This window comes from Nostoc sp. KVJ20 (assembly GCF_001712795.1).
Taxonomy (GTDB): domain Bacteria; phylum Cyanobacteriota; class Cyanobacteriia; order Cyanobacteriales; family Nostocaceae; genus Nostoc.
On record NZ_KV757551.1, the window covers coordinates 1 to 20,527 of the forward strand.

A 20,527-nucleotide genomic window follows, 5' to 3' on the forward strand; every position below is an offset into this window, starting at 1 on the left:
ACCCTATACAAATCATTATTATTTTTCTCTCGTTGTATGAAACCACCCTGCCCTCCTCGCTTGCGGGGAGGGGGTGGGGTTCTTGTACCTCACTTAACCGAGAACTGCTATAACTATGCAGGGTTGGGTTGAGTTCGGTTTTGAAGTAGCTGGATAATTGCAGCTTTTTCTAAAATTCCAACTAGAACGCCATTTTCACGAATTACGGGAAGTACAGATAGCTTTTGTTGTTCGAGTAGTTGCATGACTTCCAGCAGAGGTTGATCGGATTGAACTGTGGTAGATTCAGTAATTGGTCGCATGACTTCCTTAACTTGAGTTTCTGACCACATTACTGTTGGGATGCTTCGTAAATTATCAACTGCGATCGCACCTACTAATTGTCCATCATCATCAGTCACTAAGAATCGATGCCAGTTTTGCCCACTGATGACTCGCTCATCGGCAAATTCTCTTAAGCTAAGACTACCAGATACAATCGGGCTGTCATGAGTTACAGCATCTTCGGCTGTCAAACCTGTGAGTTTTTCTTGCACTCTGGCAAATTGAGCCGCATTACCAGCATTTTGCAACAAGAAGAAGCCAATTAACAAATTCCAGATGTTACCGAAGTTGCCAAACAATAGTAGGGGAACTATACCTGAAAGAATTGCTACCCAACCAAAGATTTGCCCAACTCGACTAGCAAAGGTGACACCTTTATAAGGATTACCTGTAATTTTCCAAACGATGGCTTTCAGTATATTTCCGCCATCTAAAGGTAAGCCAGGAATCAGGTTAAATAGAGCTAATGCCAAGTTAACAGAAGCTAGAACACCAAGAATTGCAGCTAACGGCCCTGATGCAGTAGTAGTAACACCAATCGCTGTAACGATACCGCATAATAGTAAACTTACTAGAGGCCCTGCGATCGCAACCCAGAAAGCCTCACCTGGGGTTTTCGACTCTTTTTCTAAGCTCGCCAAACCGCCAAATATAAACAGTGTGATGGATTTGACATCAATACCCTGACGAATAGCAACGAAACTGTGGCCTAATTCATGGGCGACGACAGAGGCAAATAACATCAGCGCTGTCATCAATCCTAGTAGCAAAGCTAATCCCGCAGATAATTGGGGAAATTGTGCCGCCAGTCCACCGCTATAACTCCAAGTTACTAAACCCAGAACTAAAAACCAGGACGGATGGATATAGAAGGGAATTCCGAAGAGATTGCCAACGCGAATTGTGCCATTCATGTCGTTCACCTTTGATTTCAGCTTTGAGAAGTTCGTTTTCGTTCTTCTCGATGTCTCTAGTGTAACGAAAGGTTAAGATATTTTAATCTTCGTGACGGTAGTGGTGTCCGTCTGTAAAGGTGCGGTTATTGGTAATATTGGGATCATCCAACTAACTCTCACTACCTCTCGATCGCTACACCAGGCAGGCGACTCCACTCATTCCAAGAGCCATCGTAATTCCGAACATTCGGATAGCCCAATAAATACTTTAAGACAAACCAGGTATATCCAGAACGCCCGCCGATGGCACAGTAGGGAAACACTTCTTTATCAGCCGTAATCCCCTTACTGTGATAAAGATTTTTCAATTCGTTGAATGATTTAAAAGTTCCATCCTCGTTGAGAGTTAAGATATGCTCAAGATGGACTGCACCTGGAATATGTCCAGTACGTTCACCTTCTTTTGGTGGTTGATCGAAAAACCACTCACCACAGTATTCTTGAAGTGTTCGGACATCTAACAACACGCAATCGCTTCGACCAATTGATGCTTTAACTTCATCATGTAATACTCTCAGACTAGGATCAGTAGCTTTGGCACGGTAATCAGTAGCAGAAAACGTGGATAACTCAGTTGCTAGCGGACGACTTTCTGACTTCCATTTCTGATAGCCGCCATTGAAAACTTTTACATTTTTATGCCCAAAGACTTGTAACAACCAGAAAATCCAGGCTCCGGTTCCAGGATAACTGCCATAGGCAATCACTGTAGTGTCATTGGTGATGCCTGAACGTGCCATTAGCCTCTCAAAAGCGATCGCATCCCAATTCACCTTCAAATCAGGCAATAGTAAATCTCTAAAGAAGTTCCAGAAGACAGCACCAGGTATGTGAGCATTTTTGTATGGCTTTGGGCTGATATCCACTTCAATAATACGGACATTTGGATCGTGGAGATGATTTGCAAGCCACTGGGTATCAACGAGAACAGATGAAGATGAATCAGCGTATTGAGACACTTGTATTTCTCCTGTAATAGTGCGAAAAGAATTGAAAGTTATATTTACTCAGTAATTTATTCTTGGTTCTGGTTGGGAAATACGACGTGGGATGTTCGATGAATTAAGGTTATGGAAATAGAGAATAAGGAAAAGCCGATGAGTGGGTGAAACACTGCTAAAGGAAAAGAAGTCTTCAAGTGAATTGTGAGAAATTGCAGTCCCAGCAGTACTGGGATACTTGCTGTAAGGCTCTGGACTCTTGGGGGAAAGGGAATCAAAAACACCCATACCAACAAAATTAGCGAGAGTCCGCTATATCCTCGCACGAGCCAAATATGTAGATTCCACCAATCAGAGTTGTAAAAGTAAGCCATTCCAACACTGAATACTTGGGTTGCTAAACAGAGATTGAAAAACACTGCTGCGATCAAAAAACTGATTTGAATCCAGCGCCCGGATATCTGTGTATCATCAATGCCAGAATTTACAGTCATGGTTAAGTAATCCAAAAAAGCAAACAAATAGTCATTGGTCATTGATAAATGGCACTAAGTAAAGATACAGCCCTTGCTCTAACTGGTTCCCAGCCTAGAGGCCTACGGTGTACACACAAGTCCTAAAAACCTAGCTTGATAAGCATTTCCTCGTTCCCAGTCTCCGACTGGGAATGCATTCATTGAGTCTCTGACTCAATATCTGACTAGAGGCAGAGCCTCTAATCAGGCATTCCTATGCAGAGCATAGGAACGAGATAAACGAGATAAACGAGATAAACGAGAGAACAATGATGAGAAATTGATCTTTTTTCGACTTGTGTGTACACCGTAAGTCTAGAGGCTGGGAAACCATTCTGGGAGGCTCTGCCTCCAGTAGCTTGACAAGAGGCAGAGCCTCTTTAAATGCATTCCCAGCCTCCAGGCTGGGAACAAGACGACACAAGCCTTTGGGCTTTTCTTAGTGCTATTCGGTCATTGATAAAGAGTTTGTTAGTACATACCTCGCAAGAGAGTGGCCAAAAAACTAATGACCAATGACAAAAGCTAGGATAAGTCTGGTTGTTATACTGCGCCTAGACCTCGAAAGGGTACAATTTGCCAATCATGATTGCATTACAAACTCTATTTCATGCAATTGCTCAAGCTAAAGATGAACAGACATTGCGATCGCATATATCCACAGAAATGAGTGAGTATTTTTCAGCTACACGATGTGGGCTGTTTTTCTTTGCCCAAATTTCTCAAATTGACAGCAAGATTCAAAAAACACTGCAAATTGCATTATCACCGCAATACAATCCAGTTGCACGCTACTTGCTAGAACGCCATGCCCCTGTTCATGAAGCTTTGGTAGTAGAACCTAAAACATGGAAATTGATTTGTCCTCGTACCGATCACTGGCACGTCATGGCAGGGCCAATTGTCAGTAATGGTGAGTTAGTAGGTGTGGTAGGTTTGACGCGTCAGCAAGGAATGCCTGCATTTGATTCACAAAATCTCACGGATTTGAGTGCGCTTTGTCTGCACATTTCTACTTGGGTAGCAATGGCGCAATCGCAACAACCACTATTACAGACAAAGCGTTTAACGCCTCGTGAAATGCAAATTGCTTCCTTGGTGGCTCAAGGACTAACTAATGCAGAAATTAGTGTTGAACTTTGGATTACTGAAAACTCTGTCAAGCAAGCCTTAAAAAGGATGTTTCGCAAGCTTGAGGTTTCATCTCGTGCTCACATGGTTGCAAAGCTTTCCACCGTTTCAAAATAAATGACCTTTTATTCGCTTCATTGAATGCCGAATTTCTCACCTCATTTCCCCCTGTTGAAGAAGAATTCAGGAGTCAGAATTCAGAAGTCAGAATTCAGGAGTCAGAATCAAGACGCTCCTGCGTCGCTAACGCTTCTCTACGAGACGCAACGCGAACGCTATCAGTCGGGGATTCAGACCGGCGCAGGTCTTGTTGACCACCAAATTGGAAATTTGGTGGGGGTGCAAAAACGCCGATTATTCAGACGCTCAATTACTCGCTCTAAGCGAAGCATCCCGAAGGGTATACGCTGCGCTATCCGCCAGTCGCACAAAATTCATTCTGTTAGCGGTAGCGGGGCGTTTAGCCCATTCTGGCTCCTGACTCCTGAATTCTGTTCGATAACCATTTATTATCAAAATTCAACTGAAACGCTATCAGGGGAGAGATTTTTTGGCTTAAGCATTCACTTATGCTGCAATTGTCTCCATCTGCTGAGAACTTTTCTGCAACATCTGGACAATTATATCAGCGGGCACAGGACAACTGAAGTAGTAACCCTGACCTTCATCACATCCCTGCATTTTCAGGTAGTCAAGCTGTTCTTGAGTTTCCACACCCTCTGCCGTGATTTTCAACCGGAGGCTCTTTGCGAGGGCAATAATGGCATCAGTGACGGCGGCGCTATCAGGATTGGACATGACATCTTGTACAAATGACTGATCAATCTTCAGCATATTCACGGGAAAGCGCTTCAAGTAGTTGAGGGAAGAATAACCAGTGCCGAAGTCGTCTAAAGCCAACCATATACCCAGTTCTCGTAATTCTTTTAAAGTTTTAACTGATCGCTCCATGTCGGCCATCAAGAAGCTTTCTGTCACTTCCAGTTCCAGGCAAGATGCTGAGAGTCCAGTCTCCTGAAGAACTTGGCTGACGATCTCAACTAGATTCGGTTGTTCAAACTGTCGAGCTGACAGATTCACAGATATCCGAATTGGGGTAAATCCAGCAAGTTGCCAAGCACGGTTTTGGGCACAAGCAGTTCGCAAAACCCATTCATCAATTGGCACGATCAAACCATTGGCTTCTGCGATCGGAATAAACTTTGCCGGAGAAACTAAACCTAATGTAGGATGCTGCCAACGAACCAATGCTTCCATCGCTGTAATTTGTCTGCTGTGTAAATCAATCAGAGGTTGATAATAAACCAGCAGTTCATTACGCTCAAGCGCACCATATAATTCATTTTCTAAACTTAGTCGCTCCTGCAACTGAGCATTAATTTCCGGCGAATAAAATTGGTACTGGCTACGTCTTTGCTGCTTCGATTGATACAGTGCTATATGAGCCTGTTGCAATAGCTCATCTACGCTATTACGATCATTTAATCCATTGATTGTAATGCCGATGCTGGCGGTGATATGAATCAAGTTACCCTCTAGAGAAAAAGGTTTACTCATGGTACTTAATATCATCTGAGATAGCTTAATCACACTTTCAAAAGAAACAATTTCTATGCGGGCGATGGCAAATTCATCTCCACTTAAATGGGCAAGAATATCTGTTTGTGCCATGCAGGTTGATAATCTCTGAGCAACTGCTCTTAATAACAAATTTGTTGTCTGAGGTTCCAACCCATGACTCATCCCAGTGAAATCATCAATACTCAGCAAAAAGACAGCGACAAGGCGCTGGTTGTTTTCAGGTTGAGATAGAGTTTGATAGAGGCGATCGCGAAATAAATCACGATTGGGCAATCCAGTTAGATCGTCATAATTACTGATGTGGTGAATTAATTCATCTAATTTGTGAAGAGTTTGTGAGGTATCCGTCATCAATGTACCCGCTTCATCAGCAAATTCTGTAGGCAATTCAGGTAGGGTTTTGGTGTTCAGATAGTTTTGCAATGCAGCAGATGTCAAAATAACCGGTTTGAGAAGGTGGTGTATTGCGTAGAGGGTGGCAGCTGTACCTGCTAATGTCGCCAATAGAGCAACAATCATAACTCGCGCTGCCATCTCTAAGGAGTAAGAGTTTGAGATAACGAAACTGAAAAGTAAGGTCAAAAGTGGTACGTGAGTGCCCAAAAATGCCACCAACATAATTTTAGCGGTGTAACTTTTCTTGAGCCATCCAAAATTAGCTAGGAACGAGTACAGGTAGAGGTTGTGATTGAGCTTCATAAATTCTGTTTGATAGTTGGTAAATTAGTTCCGAGCTATGCTGACAAAAGAGGATTTTTGATTAATAATCCAGTGGAATTAGCTCTCATGGAACCCAACCCTGATCAGGTCATATATTATGCTTCCCAATATCGCTTTCTATTTGATATGTATAACGATAAAGTTTCTGTAAAACTTATTCCAAAAGTGATTTCACAATCAATACCAAAATTATATTGATTGTTACGCTATTAATATTTATTAATTTGTCTTAATGTGATATGCCAGCCCTAAATAATTCGTGATAAACAAGATTCCCGATTTCTTAATAGAAGTCAGGAATCTGCGGGTTGCAACCTTATCTAATTGGTGAAAAATAATTTTTTATAACAAAGACGCAACAGATTATTTATAGCCATAGCCTGAAAAGAGCAGATTTGTAACTTGCTCTAACACCTTTAATGCTGTTAATGAACCTCGAACCAGCCGAGCAGCAGCAACGGGTTGTTGAAGCATTCCCATCGCTAAAGGAAAAGGGTTTAGGGAGCCATCAGAATTAATTGCTGGTGTGAGATCGGGGATATTATGCTGACAATCATCGCTAACTACTCGCAGTATTGCTACGTCTACCCCAGCGGCATTGAAAAACTCTAGGGCGGTAAATCCTTCCATATCAACAACATCAGCCGCTAAAGTCTCACCCAAATGACGTTTTTCGGCAGCAGACCAAATCACGCGATCGCTTGTCAGTGACTTGACTAAATTTAGTGCTGAGTGCTGAGTGCTGAGTGCTGAGTGCAATTGTGCTGTGAAAGTGCGATCGCATTCTTGCAGTTTCCCCTGATAAATACAATCTTGATACAGCACAATATCACCAACTGTGTGGCGATCGCTTAGGCTGCCACATATACCCATAATCAGTACTCTGGATTTTGGAGCTATCAATTGGGATTGTTGCAGATATTTAAGCAAAGGCTTCATCCCAACAGGTATAGCAACTACTGTTGGGATGAAGCCAGTAACGCCGCTTAATCCGCGACACACAGCTTTATATTCTGCTCCTTGAGGCACCAGAATTGTGTTGATAAGTGGAAAATTAGACATTAGCGCTCTTGACAGTCTGAGTTTGCGTCTGAATTTTTATGCTCAACAGAGCTAATTTTGTCTTTAAAGTTCGATTAAATATTGGTTCATATTTGAGTGAAAATAAGTAATATTACTGCTTGGTGAGGATCAAAACTCGCAAACCAAAGCCGATTGCTGTAGCATGACTAAATAATTGTGTCACCCACACGATAATTTTCCAAGATGGTAAAGCTTCGTAACTCAAAATCCGCACGAGAACTCTTCAATATCTCCAAATTGGCGATTCAATTTTCGTGGCTGACGGTGAGTTTTTGGATTGCCGTAACGGTAGCTGGTGTTCTGGCTTTCAGTTCTCTCAAATATGCTTTGTTTCCAGATATTACCTTTCCAGTGGTGGTTGTAAATGCTACAGCCCCCCTGGCAACTGCCCTGGATACAGAGGCGAAGCTCACCCAACCCCTAGAAGAACGCCTCCGTTCCCTAGAAGGACTGGAGAATATCCGCTCATCTACTTATCCTAGTCAAACAGCCGTTGCCCTCTCTTTTGCCGTTGGAACGAATTTAGAAACATCAACTAAAGAAGTTGAAACTGCTCTCAAGCAGTTGACTCTACCTCAAGGAGCAACTTCCAAAATTATTCCCCTAAATCTAAACGAGTCAGCTGCCATTAGCTATGCCATTGAGAGTCCCACGCGGAATCTCACAGATTTGACAAAATTGGCGCAAGATGAAATTGTCAGTGCGATCGCTAAACTACCAGGAGTTCTAAAAGTATCACTACTAGGCGCTGCAACTGCAACTCCTCCGGTAAATCCAGCGAATGCGAGTGCAGCGGCTCTACCTCAGGGTGGCGCAACATTAGTCAGGTTTAATGGCCAAGATGCACTGGCATTTCAGGTAATCAAACGCGGTAGCGCTAACACCTTAGAAGTAGTGAGTTTAGTTGAAAAAGAAGTTCAAAGGCTACGCTCTACCCTCAAGGATGTTAACCTCACCTTAGCTGCCACCCAAGCAGAATATATCCGCCAAGCCACTCAGTCAACAATCGATGCGCTGATGGAAGCCGTTGTCTTGTCGATAGTGGTAATTTTTCCTTTTTTATGGAATTGGCGGGCAACTCTCATCTCTGCCTTGGCGATTCCGACATCTTTGTTGGCGACGTTTATCGTCATGGCAATTTTTGGCTTCAACCTAGAAACGATTACATTGTTGGCTTTGGCCTTAGTTATTGGCAGTGTAATTGATGATGCGATTATCGATGTCGAAAACATCATGCGGCACATTGATGACGGGGAAACTCCTCGCCAAGCCGCCTTTTCCGCTACAGATGAAATTGGCTTAACAGTCATTGCCACCACTGCTACAGCAGTAGCAGTTTTTTTGCCCATTGGTTTGATGGGAGGAGTCATCGGACAGTTCTTCAAGCCATTCGGAATCACAGTTTCGGCAGCCATGATTGCTTCGACATTGGTTGCCCGTACATTGTCACCAGCCTTAGCTACTTATTGGTTAAAACCTGCTAATTCAAATCCCCAACGCCGCCAGGAAGGAAACATCTGGGCGAATTTTACCCGATTTTATAGAAACTTACTCCACTGGTCTTTAAACCACCGCAAGACAGTTGTCGCATTAGCCATACTTAGTTTTATTGCAGGTATGGCACTGAGTCTACTAATTCCCAAAGGATTTATCCCGAAATTAGATCGCGGCGAGTTCAATATTACTTACACCGCCCCCTTGCCGAGTATTCCTGGTAGAGGAGAGGGACAGGAGGGCAGAGGGGCAGGGGAGCAGGGGAGCAGGGGAGAAATTTCAATCCCTAATTCCCAATCCCCAGTTCCCAATCCCCAGTCCCCAATCCCCAATCCCCCATTCCCCATCCCCAACCCCTTAAACGATTCCCTAGAGGTTGCTAAGAAACTAGAAGATGTGGTGAGAAAATCTCCAGTAGTGGAAACAGTTTTTACTACTGTTGGTTCTCGTGAAGGTGAGCCAAATAAAGGTACGCTTTATGTGAAGCTCAAAGAAGACCGCAACATCAAGACTGCGGAAGTACAAGACCAATTACGCTCGTCTTTGCCTAATCTCCCCGGTGTGAGTACCAGTGTGGAAGATATTCAATTTGTTGACACTGGTGGACAAAAACCCTTACAAGCATCGCTACGAGGCGATAATCTCCAAAGCCTTAGCAAAGCTGCCCAGGCAATTAAAGAGCGCATCGAGAAACTACCGGGATTTGCTGATGTCACTGTAACAAGTGAAACCAATCCACAGGGTACAGTTTTTCAAATTGAGCGGCTAAACAATCAAAGGGTCGCCTATATAAGTGCCAATTTGGGTAGAGATTTGTCTTTAGGTAGTGCCACAGACCAATTGGTAGCGGAAGCCAAAGCAGTTTTACCTGCTGGTGTAACTTTAGACTTGGGAGGAGATTCTGCCCGCCAAGGTGAAGTATTTGCTAGTTTTGGCACTACTTTGGTATTATCAGCACTCTGTATTGTTGTGGTGCTGATTTTGCTATTCAAAAGCTGGATAGACCCAGTAGTTATTGGTGTTTCTTTACCCTTATCAATTGTCGGTGCCATGCTGGCCTTACTCTTCACTAAGAGTGACTTTGGCATGATCTCGCTGATTGGTTTTGTCTTTTTGTTGGGACTAGCAAACAAAAATGCCATCTTACTGGTAGATTACATCAACCAACTCCGTAAATCTGGCTTAGACCGCACAGAGGCGATCCTCAGAGCAGGGCCAGTGCGCCTCAGACCAATTATGATGACCACAGCCTCCACCCTCTTAGGAATGCTACCGATCGCATTGGGTTTTGGTGCTGGTTCGGAATTGCGATCGCCAATGGCTGTTGCGATCGCAGGTGGACTCGTAACTTCAACTATCCTCAGTTTAATTGTCGTGCCAGTCGTCTACAGCATTTTGGATGATTGGTTTCCCCGATTTCAGAAGCAGGGGAGCAGGGGAGCAGGGGAGCAGGGGGGAAGTTGATGCAAGTCTTTGTCACGGGGGGTACGGGTTTTATTGGCGCTCACTTGGTAAGGTTGCTTTTGCAACAGGGATATGCAGTAAAAGCGCTGGTACGCTCAAGCAGTAATTTGGAGAATCTACGCGGTTTGGATGTGGAAATTGTCAAAGGCGATTTGAATGATCCAAATCTCTGGCAACAGATGCTTGGTTGTAAATACCTATTTCATGTGGCAGCCCATTATTCTCTGTGGCAAACAGACCGAGAGTTACTCCACCGTCATAATGTCCTGGGTACGCGCAATGTTTTGGCAGCAGCTCGTAAAGCTAACATTGAGCGCACCGTCTACACCAGTTCAGTGGCAGCAATTGGGGTAGGATCATCTGGGGAGGTTGTGAATGAAACACATCAGAGTCCCTTAGAAAAGTTGGTGGGTAACTACAAAAAGTCTAAGTTTCTGGCGGAACTTGAAGCCATGCAAGCCGTTGCTACAGGTCAGGAGGTAGTTATAGTCAATCCCAGTAGCCCTATTGGCTCGTTGGATATTAAACCTACCCCGACGGGTGATATAATCCTGCGATTTTTGCGGCGACAAATGCCCTTTTACTTAGATACTGGTCTAAATTTTATCGATGTGCAAGATGTGGCATGGGGGCATTTACTGGCTTTGCAGCGGGGTAAATCAGGCGATCGCTATATCTTAGGTCATCAAAACCTCAGTCTAAAGCAACTACTTGAACAACTCGCCGATATCACCGGTCTAATAGCACCTCAACGAACCGTACCCGCTTGGTTGCCCCTTAGCGTTGCCTGGGTTGATGAAAAGATTCTCGCACCACTAGGAAAATTGCCCTCAGTGCCATTGGATGGCGTGCGGATGGCGAAACAACCTATGTATTACGATGCTGCAAAAGCTGTCCGAGAGTTGGGTCTACCTCAATCTTCGCTGAATGGGGCACTCAAAGAAGCTGTAGATTGGTTTGTTGCTCAGGGGTATGTCAAATGAGAAATATAGGGATTCATATATGGATGCAATACGCAGTAGGGGCGCACAGATGTCACAAGTGTCAACTTAAAGTAAAAACCAGTCTAGAACAAGCTTTTAGCAGATTGTCTCGTGTCTCGTTCCCAGTCTCAGACTGGGAATGCACGTCGTTGAGGCTCCGCCTCACTTGCTGGTGGCTCTGCCGCCAGGAGCAGCATTCCATTCTTTGGCTGGAAACGAGAGTTTTAAAGGAATTTTGACACCAACGCACAGATGTGCGCCCCTACAGTGGTGTTTTTGATATATATCTAAAAGAGGAGCGATCGCAACAATGGCAGTTAATCTACAACAAGCTATGGATATCGGGAAGTATCTTGTTACGCAGCGTTTGAAAGGACGTAAACGCTTCCCCTTAGTATTGATGTTGGAACCTCTTTTTCGGTGTAATCTCGCTTGTACGGGTTGTGGTAAAATCCAACATCCCAAAGAAATTTTAAAGCAAAATCTCACCCCAGAACAGTGCTTTACCGCAGTGGAAGAGTGCGGCGCACCAGTTGTCTCAATTCCTGGGGGAGAACCTCTGCTACATCCTCAGATTGATGAGATTGTTCAGGGATTAATTGAGCGCAAGAAATATATTTACTTGTGTACTAATGGTTTGCTGTTAGAAAAGAATCTAGATAAGTTTCAACCTTCCCCTTATCTAACTTTCAGCGTGCATTTAGATGGAATGCGAGAGTTGCACGATCAGTGCGTTGATCGTCAAGGTGTTTTTGATATTGCTGTCAAAGCCATTCGCGCCGCTAAAGCTAAAGGCTTTCGTGTTACAACTAACACCACTATATTTGAGGGGACTAAACCCCAAGATATGCAAGAGTTCTTCAACTTTCTGGAAACACTAAATACTGACGGGATGATGATTTCTCCCGGCTATAGTTACGAGTGGGCACCAGATCAAGATCATTTTCTCCACCGTGAACAAACCCGCGCCCTTTTTCGAGAAATTCTAGCTCCATACAAAAGTGGTGAGAAAAACTGGAACTTCAATCACAATCCGCTGTTCCTAGATTTTCTCACTGGTGAGAAGGACTACGAATGTACGCCTTGGGGTAGCCCTAGTTATAGCGTTCTCGGTTGGCAAAAACCTTGCTATCTGCTGAACGAAGGTTATTACTCTACCTTCAAGGAATTACTGGCACAAACTGACTGGAGTCAATACGGCCAGAAGAGTGGTAATCCCAAGTGTGCCGATTGTATGGTTCACTGCGGCTACGAACCCACCGCCGCAATGGATGCAATGCAACCGCAAAATATGGCACGCGCCCTTGGCAGTGTGTTTGGCAGGAATTAGTAGGTATTAATAGTAACGTGAGTTCGACAAATCTTATTTGACCTCTCCCCCAACCCCTCTCCGACACGGAGAGGGGAGCAAAAAGCTGAATTTTTCGTTGCTCCTCCCTTTCCGTTTCGGAGAGGGAGAGGTTCAGACGAATCTAGTCGCCAAGTTGGGCATCTTCGGCAGCTTGAGGCTCGTGCTACTCACTATACCTATAATCGACTTTCTCAGCTGCATCTTCCCGTTTATATCTGCGGTGGTCGTTACGATCGCATATCTCCTCCTGCTAACATTAAAACAATGTATAAACAGATACTAAAATACGTATCTAGAGTTCTTTAAGGGTGGTCATCGCTTTCTTTACCAAGATACCCAAGCATTTAAGCGAATCATAGCCTTCCTGCAAGATAAATTCGATTAGGTAATTGTACGATCGCATGATTGACCCCGGCGATGAATCTACGGTTGCAGTGTCGTTGTTAGAAGCGAGTAATTAGTTAATTACACCAATTTAGGGTGCGATGCCTATTCTTTAAGGGATTTTCCGTAACATTAGGTTGTGATTGCCCTTCTTTTTATGTGCGCTCAAAGATTCTCGTATCAGCATACATACTTAGTTCCAGAAAGCAGAAGAGTACTGCTTATTTCATCAGCTTTTTAGTTTTTTTCAAGTGGAGAGTGATCTTTGTCATCTTGTACTAACCTCTCATAAACTAAAGAGATAAAGTGTTAACTTATGTAAATCAAATTAACAAACATAACAATAATTTGTAATAAATTATGATGCGGCAGCATTGTATAAAGAGAACTTGGAAGTAAAAAACAACATCTTAATCAGGTTTTCCAGTCGTTCGCAGAAGTTTGAAGTTTTCTAACAAAAGTTTTAATCTGAAAGCCTGGAGATCGTAAACTTATTCCTTGGATGTCTGTTTTAAACCTTTCGTAACTCGTCAGGCAGTGCTGACATCGGAAAATAAACTGAACCATTCAGTTTTGAGTCCAATTATTCTTAACCGAGCAAATTAGGAGATTTAACGCAATGGTTTTAGATGCATTTGCAAAAGTAGTTTCCCAAGCTGATACACGTGGGGAATATCTCTCCGATGCACAATTGGATGCATTGAGCGAACTAGTCAAAGATGGTAACAAGCGTGCAGATGCTGTTAACCGTATTACCAGCAATGCGTCAGCTCTTGTTGCTGCTGCGGCTCGTGATTTGTGGGCAGAACAACCCCAATTGATCACTCCCGGTGGTAATGCTTACACCAGCCGTCGTGCAGCTGCTTGTATCAGAGACTTGGACATCATTCTTCGCTATATCACCTACGCTATCTTTGCTGGCGATTCCAGTGTGCTAGATGACCGCGCCCTCAATGGCTTGCGTGAAACCTACTTAGCATTGGGAACCCCAGGAGCTTCAGTTGCTGTTGGTATTCAAAAGCTGAAAGCAGCTTCTTTGGCAATTGTTAACGATACAAACAACATCACCAGAGGCGATTGCAGTGCTTTGGCATCTGAAATAGCTAGCTATTTTGATCGTGCTGCTGCTGCTGTTGCTTAAGCAAAGCTTGCATTGCTGAATGTTGACTAAATAATTGTCCATAGGACAAAACAAAATTTCAACCATAACGTTTGTAAAAGGGAAATACCAAAAATGACAAAAACACCTCTAACTGAAGCAATTGCATCAGCAGATTCTCAAGGTCGCTACCTCAGCAGCACCGAAATTCAAGTTGCTTTTGGTCGCTTCCGCCAAGCACCAGCTAGCTTACAAGCAGCAAAAGCATTGAGCGCTAATGCTCAACGTTTGACCGAAGGTGCTGCTCAAGCAGTGTATAACAAATTCCCTTACACCACTCAACAACAAGGTCCTAACTTCGCGTCTGATGCACGCGGTAAAGGCAAGTGTGTACGTGATGTCGGCTACTACTTGCGGATTATCACATACGCTTTAGTTGTTGGTGGCACAGGCCCCTTGGATGATTTCTTGATTTCTGGCTTGGCTGAAATCAACCGGACTTTTGACCTGTCTCCTAGCTGGTACATTGAAGCTCTCAAGTACATCAAAGCTAACCACGGTCTAAGCGGCGACCCAGCTGTTGAAGCCAATTCTTACATCGACTATGTAATCAATACTCTAAGCTAGAGTGTTCTTTAGCCCGGAGAGGAAATCAGCTCTTATGACAAGTAAGTTCTATGAGTTGTTTACTTCTCCGGGCAGTTTTATTTTCAAAAGACTGTTAAAAGACTAGAAAAAAAATTTTTCTAAAAAGTTTTCAGTTTTGCAGTTAAAACTGAGGAGGTTAAGGATGGCGGCTTTGGGACAAGCAGCAAGATTAGGGATTGGAGCATTTGAAAACTCAGCACTGGTAGAACTACGTCCCGATAGAACAGAAGCGGATGTGGCAGTGGTTATCCGGGCGGCTTACCGTCAGGTTTTGGGTAATGCATATCTACTAGAAGGAGACCGTCTAGAGAGTGCAGAATCACTGTTGCAGCAAGGTGCAATCTCCGTCCGGGGATTTGTGCAAGCTATTGCTCAATCGGAACTCTATCGGGATAAGTTTTTCCACTCCAATTCCCAAACTCGGTTTATCGAGTTGAATTATAAGCATTTATTGGGGCGTGCCCCGGAAGATGAGTCAGAGATTTCATACCATGTTGAGCTTTACAACTCAGAAGGTTATGAAGCTGAGATTAATTCCTACATTGACTCACTAGAATATCAAGAAAGTTTTGGCGAGAACATTGTACCCTACTATCGAGGCTTTAAAAGTCAAGTAGGACTGAAAAACGTTGGATTTGGCCGACTGTTCCAACTGTATCGGGGTTATGCCAATAGCGATCGCGCTCAAGGGCAAAAACAAGGACGGCTAACCTGGGAAGTCGCTAAGAATCTAGCTTCACCCATTTATCCAGTCTCCGCCGGAGCCTTAACAGGACTCTCTACAGGTGGTCGCGGGGCAACATACCGCATCAGAGTGCTACAAGCAGCTTCCCCGAACTCAACAGTAGTGCGGCGCGGTACTGCGGAATTGATCGTACCCTACGAGCAACTGTCTAGTAAATTGCAGCAGTTGAATCGCAAGGGCAGTAAGGTTATTAGCATTACAGCCGTATAAATAGGGACTGGGGACTGGGGACTGGAGACTAGGAACTAGGAATTGGGGACAAGGAGGACAAAGGGGATAACCAAATACCCAATACCTAATACCCAATACCCGATCCCTAATTCCCAGTCCCCAACTATTAATTACAAAAGGAAAATTACCAATGGCTATTACAACAGCAGCTTCCCGTCTGGGAACAGAACCTTTTAGTGACCAGTCTCCTGTGGAATTGCGTCCTAATGCAACCAAAGAAGACATTGAGAAAGTAATTGCTGCGGTCTATCGTCAGGTGTTGGGCAACAACTACATATTGACATCTGACCGCCTCACAAGTGCTGAATCTATCCTGCGCGATGGAAAAAGTACAGTACAAGAGTTTGTACGTCAAGTAGCTAAATCAGAACTATACAAATCCAAGTTTTTCTACGACAACTTCCAAACTCGCGTCATCGAACTGAACTATAAACATTTGTTGGGTCGTGCCCCTTATGATGAGTCTGAAGTGGTTTATCACTTGGACTTGTACCAAAACAAGGGATATGAAGCCGACATTGATTCTTATATTGATTCACCAGAGTATCAATCTAGTTTTGGTGAAAATATAGTCCCTTACTATCGCGGTTTTCAAACCCAAACAGGACAGAAAACTGTAGGATTTAGCCGGATATTCCAACTTTATCGCGGCTATGCCAGTAGCGATACCTCCCAACTTAAAGGGAAATCTTCTCGCCTTGCTAGCGAACTAGGTCGCAATAGTGCATCCATCGTTGTTCCCCCCTCCGGTGGCCCCTCTGGCTTTTCATACGTTGCTTCTGAAAAAGGCGTTACCCCCAACAGTACTTTTGGTGGTGCGGGAACTTTTGGCAAAGAAGGCAGACTCTATCGCATTGAAGTGGCAGGCGTTTTTGGTGCCGGATATCCTAGCACACGCCGTGTAAATCAAGCGGTGATCATACCTTATGAAGAACTATCTACTTACTTCCAGAGAGTGGTAAAACAAGGTGGTAAAATAGCGAGTGTGAAACCACTTTAGGATCATTTGTCAATAGTCATTAATAATGACTATTGAAAACTTAAAACTTAAAATTTGGAAGTGATTTATGGTTGGACAAATTGGTAGTAGAAGTAGTAGTCGTTACTTTCGATATGAAGTAGTGGGTCTGCGCCAAAGCGAAGAAACCGAAAAAACTAATTATCCCATTCGTTCTAGTGCCACTGTGTTTTTCACAGTACCAGAGAACCGGATGAATCAAGAAATGCAGCGGATTACTCGCTTGGGTGGCAAAATAGTCAGCATTCAGCCATTAAATGCTGAAGCTAAAACAGATAGCGAACAAAGCGATCCTCCTTCTTCATAATAATGAATTTCAGTCCGCAGAAATTTGAAGATTTGTCACCGGCAGCTAACTCTGGCGATGGTGAATCTTTGACAGTAGAGCAAGCGATCGCTAATCTTGAGAGTGCAGATTTAGGTCTGCGCTTTTATGCTGCTTGGTGGTTGGGTAGGTTTCGGATATGTGAAGCAGTTGCGGTGACAAAATTGATCGCAGCTTTAGAGGATGAAGCCGATCGGACACCAGAAGGCGGATATCCTCTGCGACGGAATGCAGCTAGGGCTTTAGGAAAACTAGGCGATCGCCAGGCAGTCTCACCTTTAATTGCGTGTTTAGACTGCTCAGATTTTTATGTGCGGGAAGCAGCAGCACAATCTTTAGAAATGCTGGGCGATCCGGTTTGCATTCCCTCCCTGATTAAGCTATTACAAGTAGGCTTGCAGGGAGAGCAGCTGATATCAAAGCAGCCTGATTTATCTCAACCCTATGAGGCCATTTTAGAAGCCTTGGGAACCTTGAAGGCAACTGAGTCTACCCCTTTGGTAAAGCCATTCTTAGAGCATCCAATTGAATTGGTGCAATATGCTGCTGCGAGAGCAATGTATCAATTAACCCAAGAACCAGTTTATGGAGAACGGTTAGTAAAAGCTTTGGCAGGTGAAAGATTGCAATTGCGCCGAGCAGTGTTAGCAGACTTGGGAGCAATTGGATATCTACCCGCAGCAGATGCGATCGCACAGACACTTGCCGAAAATAGTCTGAAACTAATCTCTCTTAAAGGATTACTAGAACATCAAGTTAATCACACAACAGCAAGCACTTTGTCAGCGGGTGCGATTAAAGTGATGAATTTGATGGACTCGCTGTTGTAGTCCTAAGCTCTAGATAATGAGTTTTCATTAATACGTTTAAACCAAATGTTTAGCACACATAAACCCCCAACCCAACTGCAAAATCAGGGCTAGGGGGTTTATGTATGGTGTTAACTACGGAGAACTTAAGCTACAATTGGCTGACCACTAATGACTCATGAAAAATTATTATGAATAACAGTGACCTTGCCCAAATATTGATTCGTGCTGTGGAAGAAGCAGACTCCTCAGATCGCTTATTAGACGCAGTTCAGGTGTTAGCAGCAGCCGGTATAGAGGAATCTGTTCCTACTTTGATTGCAGCTTTGGGCTACAACAATCCAGGGGCGGCGGTGGCGGCAGTAGATGGACTAATTGCGATCGGGGAAGCCGCAGTACCATCACTATTGGAACTAATTGATGACTACAACTACAGTGCTAGAGCTTGGGCTATTCGTGCCTTAGCGGGAATTGGCGATGTCCGGGCGCTAGATACCTTGTTTGAGGCAGCAAAAAACGATTTTTCCTTGAGTGTGCGGCGAGCAGCTGCTAGAGGATTAGGCACTTTGCGCTGGCATCAAGTACCGCCTGAGAAACTAGAATCTGTTCAGACTCAGGTATTAGAGGCGCTATTACTAATTTCTCAAGATCCAGAGTGGGTAGTGCGCTATGCAGCAGTGACGAGTTTAGAAACACTAGCTATTTCAATAGCAGTCACCTTACCTGATCAAGCCTCACGGATTACAAATCAACTTCAGCAAATGCTTGATGCAGATGCCGATCTGGGAGTTCGCACCCGTGTAAAGTTTGCACAGGAAAAAATTCAGCAGCAACAGCATCAAGAAGTGTTTGCACCGAAAAGAAAGCTACAAGAGACTGAAGTTGAAGTGCCTCATCGTGGCGGTGGCAGACGTTAACTAAGGGATTTCCAGCAAATTTATAAGTGATACCAGAGGGAGAAGGCAGCGACTATTGGTATATTGCCTATACATCAATGGCCAAGTTTTCTGCCTAACCCTCGCCCACTTAATAAACTCAAATTATAGGATTCTGGCGCTTAACAGGTTTGGGCTTAGGAATCGGTTTAGTGTTTGTAGGCAGTATCAAGTTTTCAACAGCTTGGGCAATTGCCTGCACTTGCATTGGAGTTAAACAATCAGGAGAACTATTTATCATCTGTAACAGTGCAGGGATACCTTGTAAAACTGGAACTGAGCAATCATTTGCTCCTATCCATGTAGCAATTGGGAAGACTACTGGAGCCGCAACAAACCCATTAGGAAGGTTAGGCATTACTGAAGTAATCCATTGATTAAACATTTTTTGATGGTAAATACTTTGAGAAGTCGGACTATTGTCAACTGCTACCCAATTGTTACCTTCACGCCGTTTCCATTTATCTTTATAAGCGCTAAATGAACCTTTCCAGGTTTTTACCTCTACTAAAAAAACACCACTTTCACCAATAATTAAATGGTCTATTTCCGTTAGAGAGCCTGAGTTAGTGGGGATTAAAGCATTATTAAATATCACCCATGTATCGGGGAAAGATTGCAAAAGTAGTGATACTCCCCATTCCCCCATATTGCCTTTGAATTTATTTTTTGCTTGCTTAAATTCAAACATGAATGAACCCAAGCCACCTAAAAAGCCATCACCTAATCTTTCATGAATTTCTTGGTGTTTGGTAGATTTTTTGGTGTCGATTTTTTGTTGGAATACTGCCCTGAGTGAGGGTGATTGTTGAAGAGTTCTCATCAAAATTGTAGTAATGTTTGTCAGTAACCGCCATTTTTAGAGTTCCCAGAATTGGAGGGAAATCGCTCTCCCCTAATTCATAGAGAAAAAATTTTATGCTACTAACAGTGATAAAGCTAAGGAGACAACAAAGATTCAATTTCTCCCTGGATATTGCCACGGGCAGATGGTTCGGCGAACTCTAACATTAAAGGCGTAAAGTAGATACGCGATCGCTTTAAAAATCGTTCTAAAACCTGCTGACGACCTGTGATATACTCTGCCTCTGACACCCAGCTATATTCCTGGCGAATGGCATGGGTGTATTCTCCATACTCCACTTGGTTAGTAGCCAAAATCGCTAAATCTGCATCAAGTAAAACTTGGCTATCACAATCATCTACCGCAGCTTGGTGGTCTTTAGTGTTCAGAATAAGACGGGTGACAGTAGCTATGGTACTTTCTGGAATACCCAAATTACTCAGCAATTCCAAAGCATAGTCTGCACTTCGTTCTTCATTATCTAGAGCTTCAGTGTCATATACTACATCGTGGAACCAGGCAGCTAGTTGAACAGCAGCTAGGTTGTTGGTGTAGCCTTGTAAAATCTGAATTGTGCTGAGGACGTGATCAATGTGTTTCAGTGTATGGTAATAGCGACCAGGGGTAGAGTAAGCTGCAACCAAAGAATAAAAGGCTTTATCAGCCGCTACCTGGTCAACGCCAAAGGGTTGGAGTGTGTGTTGCCAGTTAGAAAATAAAATATGCGTAAGGTTTTCTGTAGGCATAAATGTAGTATTCACACTCTTAGTATGACTTAGCTAATCTTTTGTGTTGCAACATCTGTCAATCAAGTTAGAAATAGATCAACAAAAGGATAACACTTGTTATTCAATTGGGCATTGGAATTAGGGGAGAGGATACAGGTGAGAGGTTATAGGGAATAATCTGTACCCTGTAACCTGTAACCTATTCCCTTCTTTACTCC

General features: G+C 43.6%; 19 protein-coding genes. 11 read left to right on the top strand and 8 right to left on the bottom strand.

Annotated elements, in window-relative coordinates:
* Positions 1 to 113: 113 nt before the first annotated feature.
* From A4S05_RS03065 to A4S05_RS03075, 3 genes are all read right to left on the bottom strand, one after another.
* On the bottom strand, positions 114 to 1,238 hold the full coding sequence (locus A4S05_RS03065; RefSeq protein WP_069068355.1) for a site-2 protease family protein: 1,125 nt from the start codon (positions 1,236 to 1,238) through the stop codon (positions 114 to 116).
* 161 nt (positions 1,239 to 1,399) lie between these two features.
* Positions 1,400 to 2,239 carry a sulfurtransferase gene (locus A4S05_RS03070; protein WP_069068356.1) on the bottom strand — a complete coding sequence of 280 codons (840 nt, stop codon included), beginning with the start codon at positions 2,237 to 2,239 and terminating at the stop codon, positions 1,400 to 1,402.
* Between the two features lie 56 nt (positions 2,240 to 2,295).
* Positions 2,296 to 2,715 (bottom strand): DUF6220 domain-containing protein, encoded by a 420-nt coding sequence (locus A4S05_RS03075; RefSeq protein WP_069068403.1) that lies wholly within the window; start codon positions 2,713 to 2,715, stop codon positions 2,296 to 2,298.
* 606 nt (positions 2,716 to 3,321) lie between these two features.
* Between A4S05_RS03075 and A4S05_RS03080 the strand changes: the two genes are divergently transcribed.
* On the top strand, positions 3,322 to 3,984 hold the full coding sequence (locus A4S05_RS03080) for a LuxR C-terminal-related transcriptional regulator (RefSeq protein WP_069068357.1): 663 nt from the start codon (positions 3,322 to 3,324) through the stop codon (positions 3,982 to 3,984).
* A gap of 450 nt (positions 3,985 to 4,434) precedes the next feature.
* Here the strand turns inward: A4S05_RS03080 and A4S05_RS03085 are convergent, their stop codons facing one another.
* From A4S05_RS03085 to A4S05_RS42950, 3 genes are all read right to left on the bottom strand, one after another.
* A complete protein-coding gene (locus A4S05_RS03085; protein ID WP_069068358.1) occupies positions 4,435 to 6,147 on the bottom strand; it encodes a putative bifunctional diguanylate cyclase/phosphodiesterase in 1,713 nt (570 codons plus the stop codon).
* 384 nt (positions 6,148 to 6,531) lie between these two features.
* Positions 6,532 to 7,230, bottom strand: coding sequence for a 5'-methylthioadenosine/S-adenosylhomocysteine nucleosidase family protein (locus A4S05_RS03095; RefSeq protein ID WP_069068360.1), 699 nt, complete (start codon positions 7,228 to 7,230; stop codon positions 6,532 to 6,534).
* A gap of 112 nt (positions 7,231 to 7,342) precedes the next feature.
* On the bottom strand, positions 7,343 to 7,465 hold the full coding sequence (locus A4S05_RS42950; RefSeq protein ID WP_256090806.1) for a hypothetical protein: 123 nt from the start codon (positions 7,463 to 7,465) through the stop codon (positions 7,343 to 7,345).
* Between A4S05_RS42950 and A4S05_RS03100 the strand changes: the two genes are divergently transcribed.
* From A4S05_RS03100 to A4S05_RS03145, 10 genes are all read left to right on the top strand, one after another.
* Positions 7,435 to 10,209: an efflux RND transporter permease subunit gene (locus A4S05_RS03100; RefSeq protein ID WP_069068361.1), complete on the top strand. Its 2,775-nt coding sequence runs from the start codon at positions 7,435 to 7,437 to the stop codon at positions 10,207 to 10,209. The two genes, A4S05_RS42950 and A4S05_RS03100, sit on opposite strands and share 31 nt — an antisense overlap.
* The gene (gene hpnA / locus A4S05_RS03105; RefSeq protein WP_069068362.1) at positions 10,209 to 11,192 is read left to right on the top strand and encodes a hopanoid-associated sugar epimerase; all 984 of its coding nucleotides are present in this window, start codon (positions 10,209 to 10,211) and stop codon (positions 11,190 to 11,192) included. Before A4S05_RS03100 ends, hpnA begins: the two co-directional genes overlap by 1 nt.
* A gap of 310 nt (positions 11,193 to 11,502) precedes the next feature.
* Positions 11,503 to 12,522: an adenosyl-hopene transferase HpnH gene (gene hpnH / locus A4S05_RS03110; RefSeq protein WP_069068363.1), complete on the top strand. Its 1,020-nt coding sequence runs from the start codon at positions 11,503 to 11,505 to the stop codon at positions 12,520 to 12,522.
* Positions 12,523 to 13,546: 1,024 nt separating this feature from the next.
* Positions 13,547 to 14,068: a phycocyanin subunit beta gene (locus A4S05_RS03115; RefSeq protein WP_069068364.1), complete on the top strand. Its 522-nt coding sequence runs from the start codon at positions 13,547 to 13,549 to the stop codon at positions 14,066 to 14,068.
* Between the two features lie 93 nt (positions 14,069 to 14,161).
* Entirely contained in the window at positions 14,162 to 14,653 is a 492-nt protein-coding gene (gene cpcA, locus A4S05_RS03120) for a phycocyanin subunit alpha (RefSeq protein WP_012411562.1), read from the top strand.
* A 163-nt stretch (positions 14,654 to 14,816) separates the two neighbouring features.
* On the top strand, positions 14,817 to 15,629 hold the full coding sequence (locus A4S05_RS03125; RefSeq protein WP_069068365.1) for a phycobilisome linker polypeptide: 813 nt from the start codon (positions 14,817 to 14,819) through the stop codon (positions 15,627 to 15,629).
* Positions 15,630 to 15,780: 151 nt separating this feature from the next.
* On the top strand, positions 15,781 to 16,650 hold the full coding sequence (locus tag A4S05_RS03130) for a phycobilisome linker polypeptide (protein ID WP_069068366.1): 870 nt from the start codon (positions 15,781 to 15,783) through the stop codon (positions 16,648 to 16,650).
* Between the two features lie 67 nt (positions 16,651 to 16,717).
* Complete coding sequence (locus A4S05_RS03135) at positions 16,718 to 16,975, top strand: phycobilisome linker polypeptide (RefSeq protein WP_069068367.1); 258 nt, start codon at positions 16,718 to 16,720, stop codon at positions 16,973 to 16,975.
* A gap of 2 nt (positions 16,976 to 16,977) precedes the next feature.
* Positions 16,978 to 17,823 carry a HEAT repeat domain-containing protein gene (locus A4S05_RS03140; RefSeq protein WP_069068368.1) on the top strand — a complete coding sequence of 282 codons (846 nt, stop codon included), beginning with the start codon at positions 16,978 to 16,980 and terminating at the stop codon, positions 17,821 to 17,823.
* A gap of 170 nt (positions 17,824 to 17,993) precedes the next feature.
* Positions 17,994 to 18,719, top strand: coding sequence for a HEAT repeat domain-containing protein (locus tag A4S05_RS03145; protein ID WP_069068369.1), 726 nt, complete (start codon positions 17,994 to 17,996; stop codon positions 18,717 to 18,719).
* A 118-nt stretch (positions 18,720 to 18,837) separates the two neighbouring features.
* Here the strand turns inward: A4S05_RS03145 and A4S05_RS03150 are convergent, their stop codons facing one another.
* Both A4S05_RS03150 and A4S05_RS03155 read right to left on the bottom strand, forming a co-directional pair.
* The gene (locus tag A4S05_RS03150; protein ID WP_069068370.1) at positions 18,838 to 19,560 is read right to left on the bottom strand and encodes a nuclease-related domain-containing protein; all 723 of its coding nucleotides are present in this window, start codon (positions 19,558 to 19,560) and stop codon (positions 18,838 to 18,840) included.
* Positions 19,561 to 19,676: 116 nt separating this feature from the next.
* Positions 19,677 to 20,327, bottom strand: a complete 651-nt coding sequence (locus tag A4S05_RS03155; RefSeq protein WP_069068371.1) for an HD domain-containing protein — start codon at positions 20,325 to 20,327, stop codon at positions 19,677 to 19,679.
* Positions 20,328 to 20,527 lie beyond the last annotated feature (200 nt).

What these genes read in the sequence shown, in the direction of transcription:
- A4S05_RS03065 (WP_069068355.1), bottom strand. Translation starts at nt 1,238, where the DNA reads ATGAATGGCACAATTCGCGTTGGCAATCTCTTCGGAATTCCCTTCTAT.
- cpcA (WP_012411562.1), top strand. Translation starts at nt 14,162, where the DNA reads ATGACAAAAACACCTCTAACTGAAGCAATTGCATCAGCAGATTCTCAA.
- A4S05_RS03100 (WP_069068361.1), top strand. Translation starts at nt 7,435, where the DNA reads ATGGTAAAGCTTCGTAACTCAAAATCCGCACGAGAACTCTTCAATATC.
- A4S05_RS03080 (WP_069068357.1), top strand. Translation starts at nt 3,322, where the DNA reads ATGATTGCATTACAAACTCTATTTCATGCAATTGCTCAAGCTAAAGAT.
- hpnH (WP_069068363.1), top strand. Translation starts at nt 11,503, where the DNA reads ATGGCAGTTAATCTACAACAAGCTATGGATATCGGGAAGTATCTTGTT.
- A4S05_RS03125 (WP_069068365.1), top strand. Translation starts at nt 14,817, where the DNA reads ATGGCGGCTTTGGGACAAGCAGCAAGATTAGGGATTGGAGCATTTGAA.
- A4S05_RS03085 (WP_069068358.1), bottom strand. Translation starts at nt 6,147, where the DNA reads ATGAAGCTCAATCACAACCTCTACCTGTACTCGTTCCTAGCTAATTTT.
- A4S05_RS03155 (WP_069068371.1), bottom strand. Translation starts at nt 20,327, where the DNA reads ATGCCTACAGAAAACCTTACGCATATTTTATTTTCTAACTGGCAACAC.
- A4S05_RS03140 (WP_069068368.1), top strand. Translation starts at nt 16,978, where the DNA reads ATGAATTTCAGTCCGCAGAAATTTGAAGATTTGTCACCGGCAGCTAAC.
- A4S05_RS03130 (WP_069068366.1), top strand. Translation starts at nt 15,781, where the DNA reads ATGGCTATTACAACAGCAGCTTCCCGTCTGGGAACAGAACCTTTTAGT.
- A4S05_RS03115 (WP_069068364.1), top strand. Translation starts at nt 13,547, where the DNA reads ATGGTTTTAGATGCATTTGCAAAAGTAGTTTCCCAAGCTGATACACGT.
- A4S05_RS03075 (WP_069068403.1), bottom strand. Translation starts at nt 2,715, where the DNA reads ATGACTGTAAATTCTGGCATTGATGATACACAGATATCCGGGCGCTGG.
- hpnA (WP_069068362.1), top strand. Translation starts at nt 10,209, where the DNA reads ATGCAAGTCTTTGTCACGGGGGGTACGGGTTTTATTGGCGCTCACTTG.
- A4S05_RS03145 (WP_069068369.1), top strand. Translation starts at nt 17,994, where the DNA reads ATGAATAACAGTGACCTTGCCCAAATATTGATTCGTGCTGTGGAAGAA.
- A4S05_RS03135 (WP_069068367.1), top strand. Translation starts at nt 16,718, where the DNA reads ATGGTTGGACAAATTGGTAGTAGAAGTAGTAGTCGTTACTTTCGATAT.
- A4S05_RS03150 (WP_069068370.1), bottom strand. Translation starts at nt 19,560, where the DNA reads ATGAGAACTCTTCAACAATCACCCTCACTCAGGGCAGTATTCCAACAA.
- A4S05_RS03095 (WP_069068360.1), bottom strand. Translation starts at nt 7,230, where the DNA reads ATGTCTAATTTTCCACTTATCAACACAATTCTGGTGCCTCAAGGAGCA.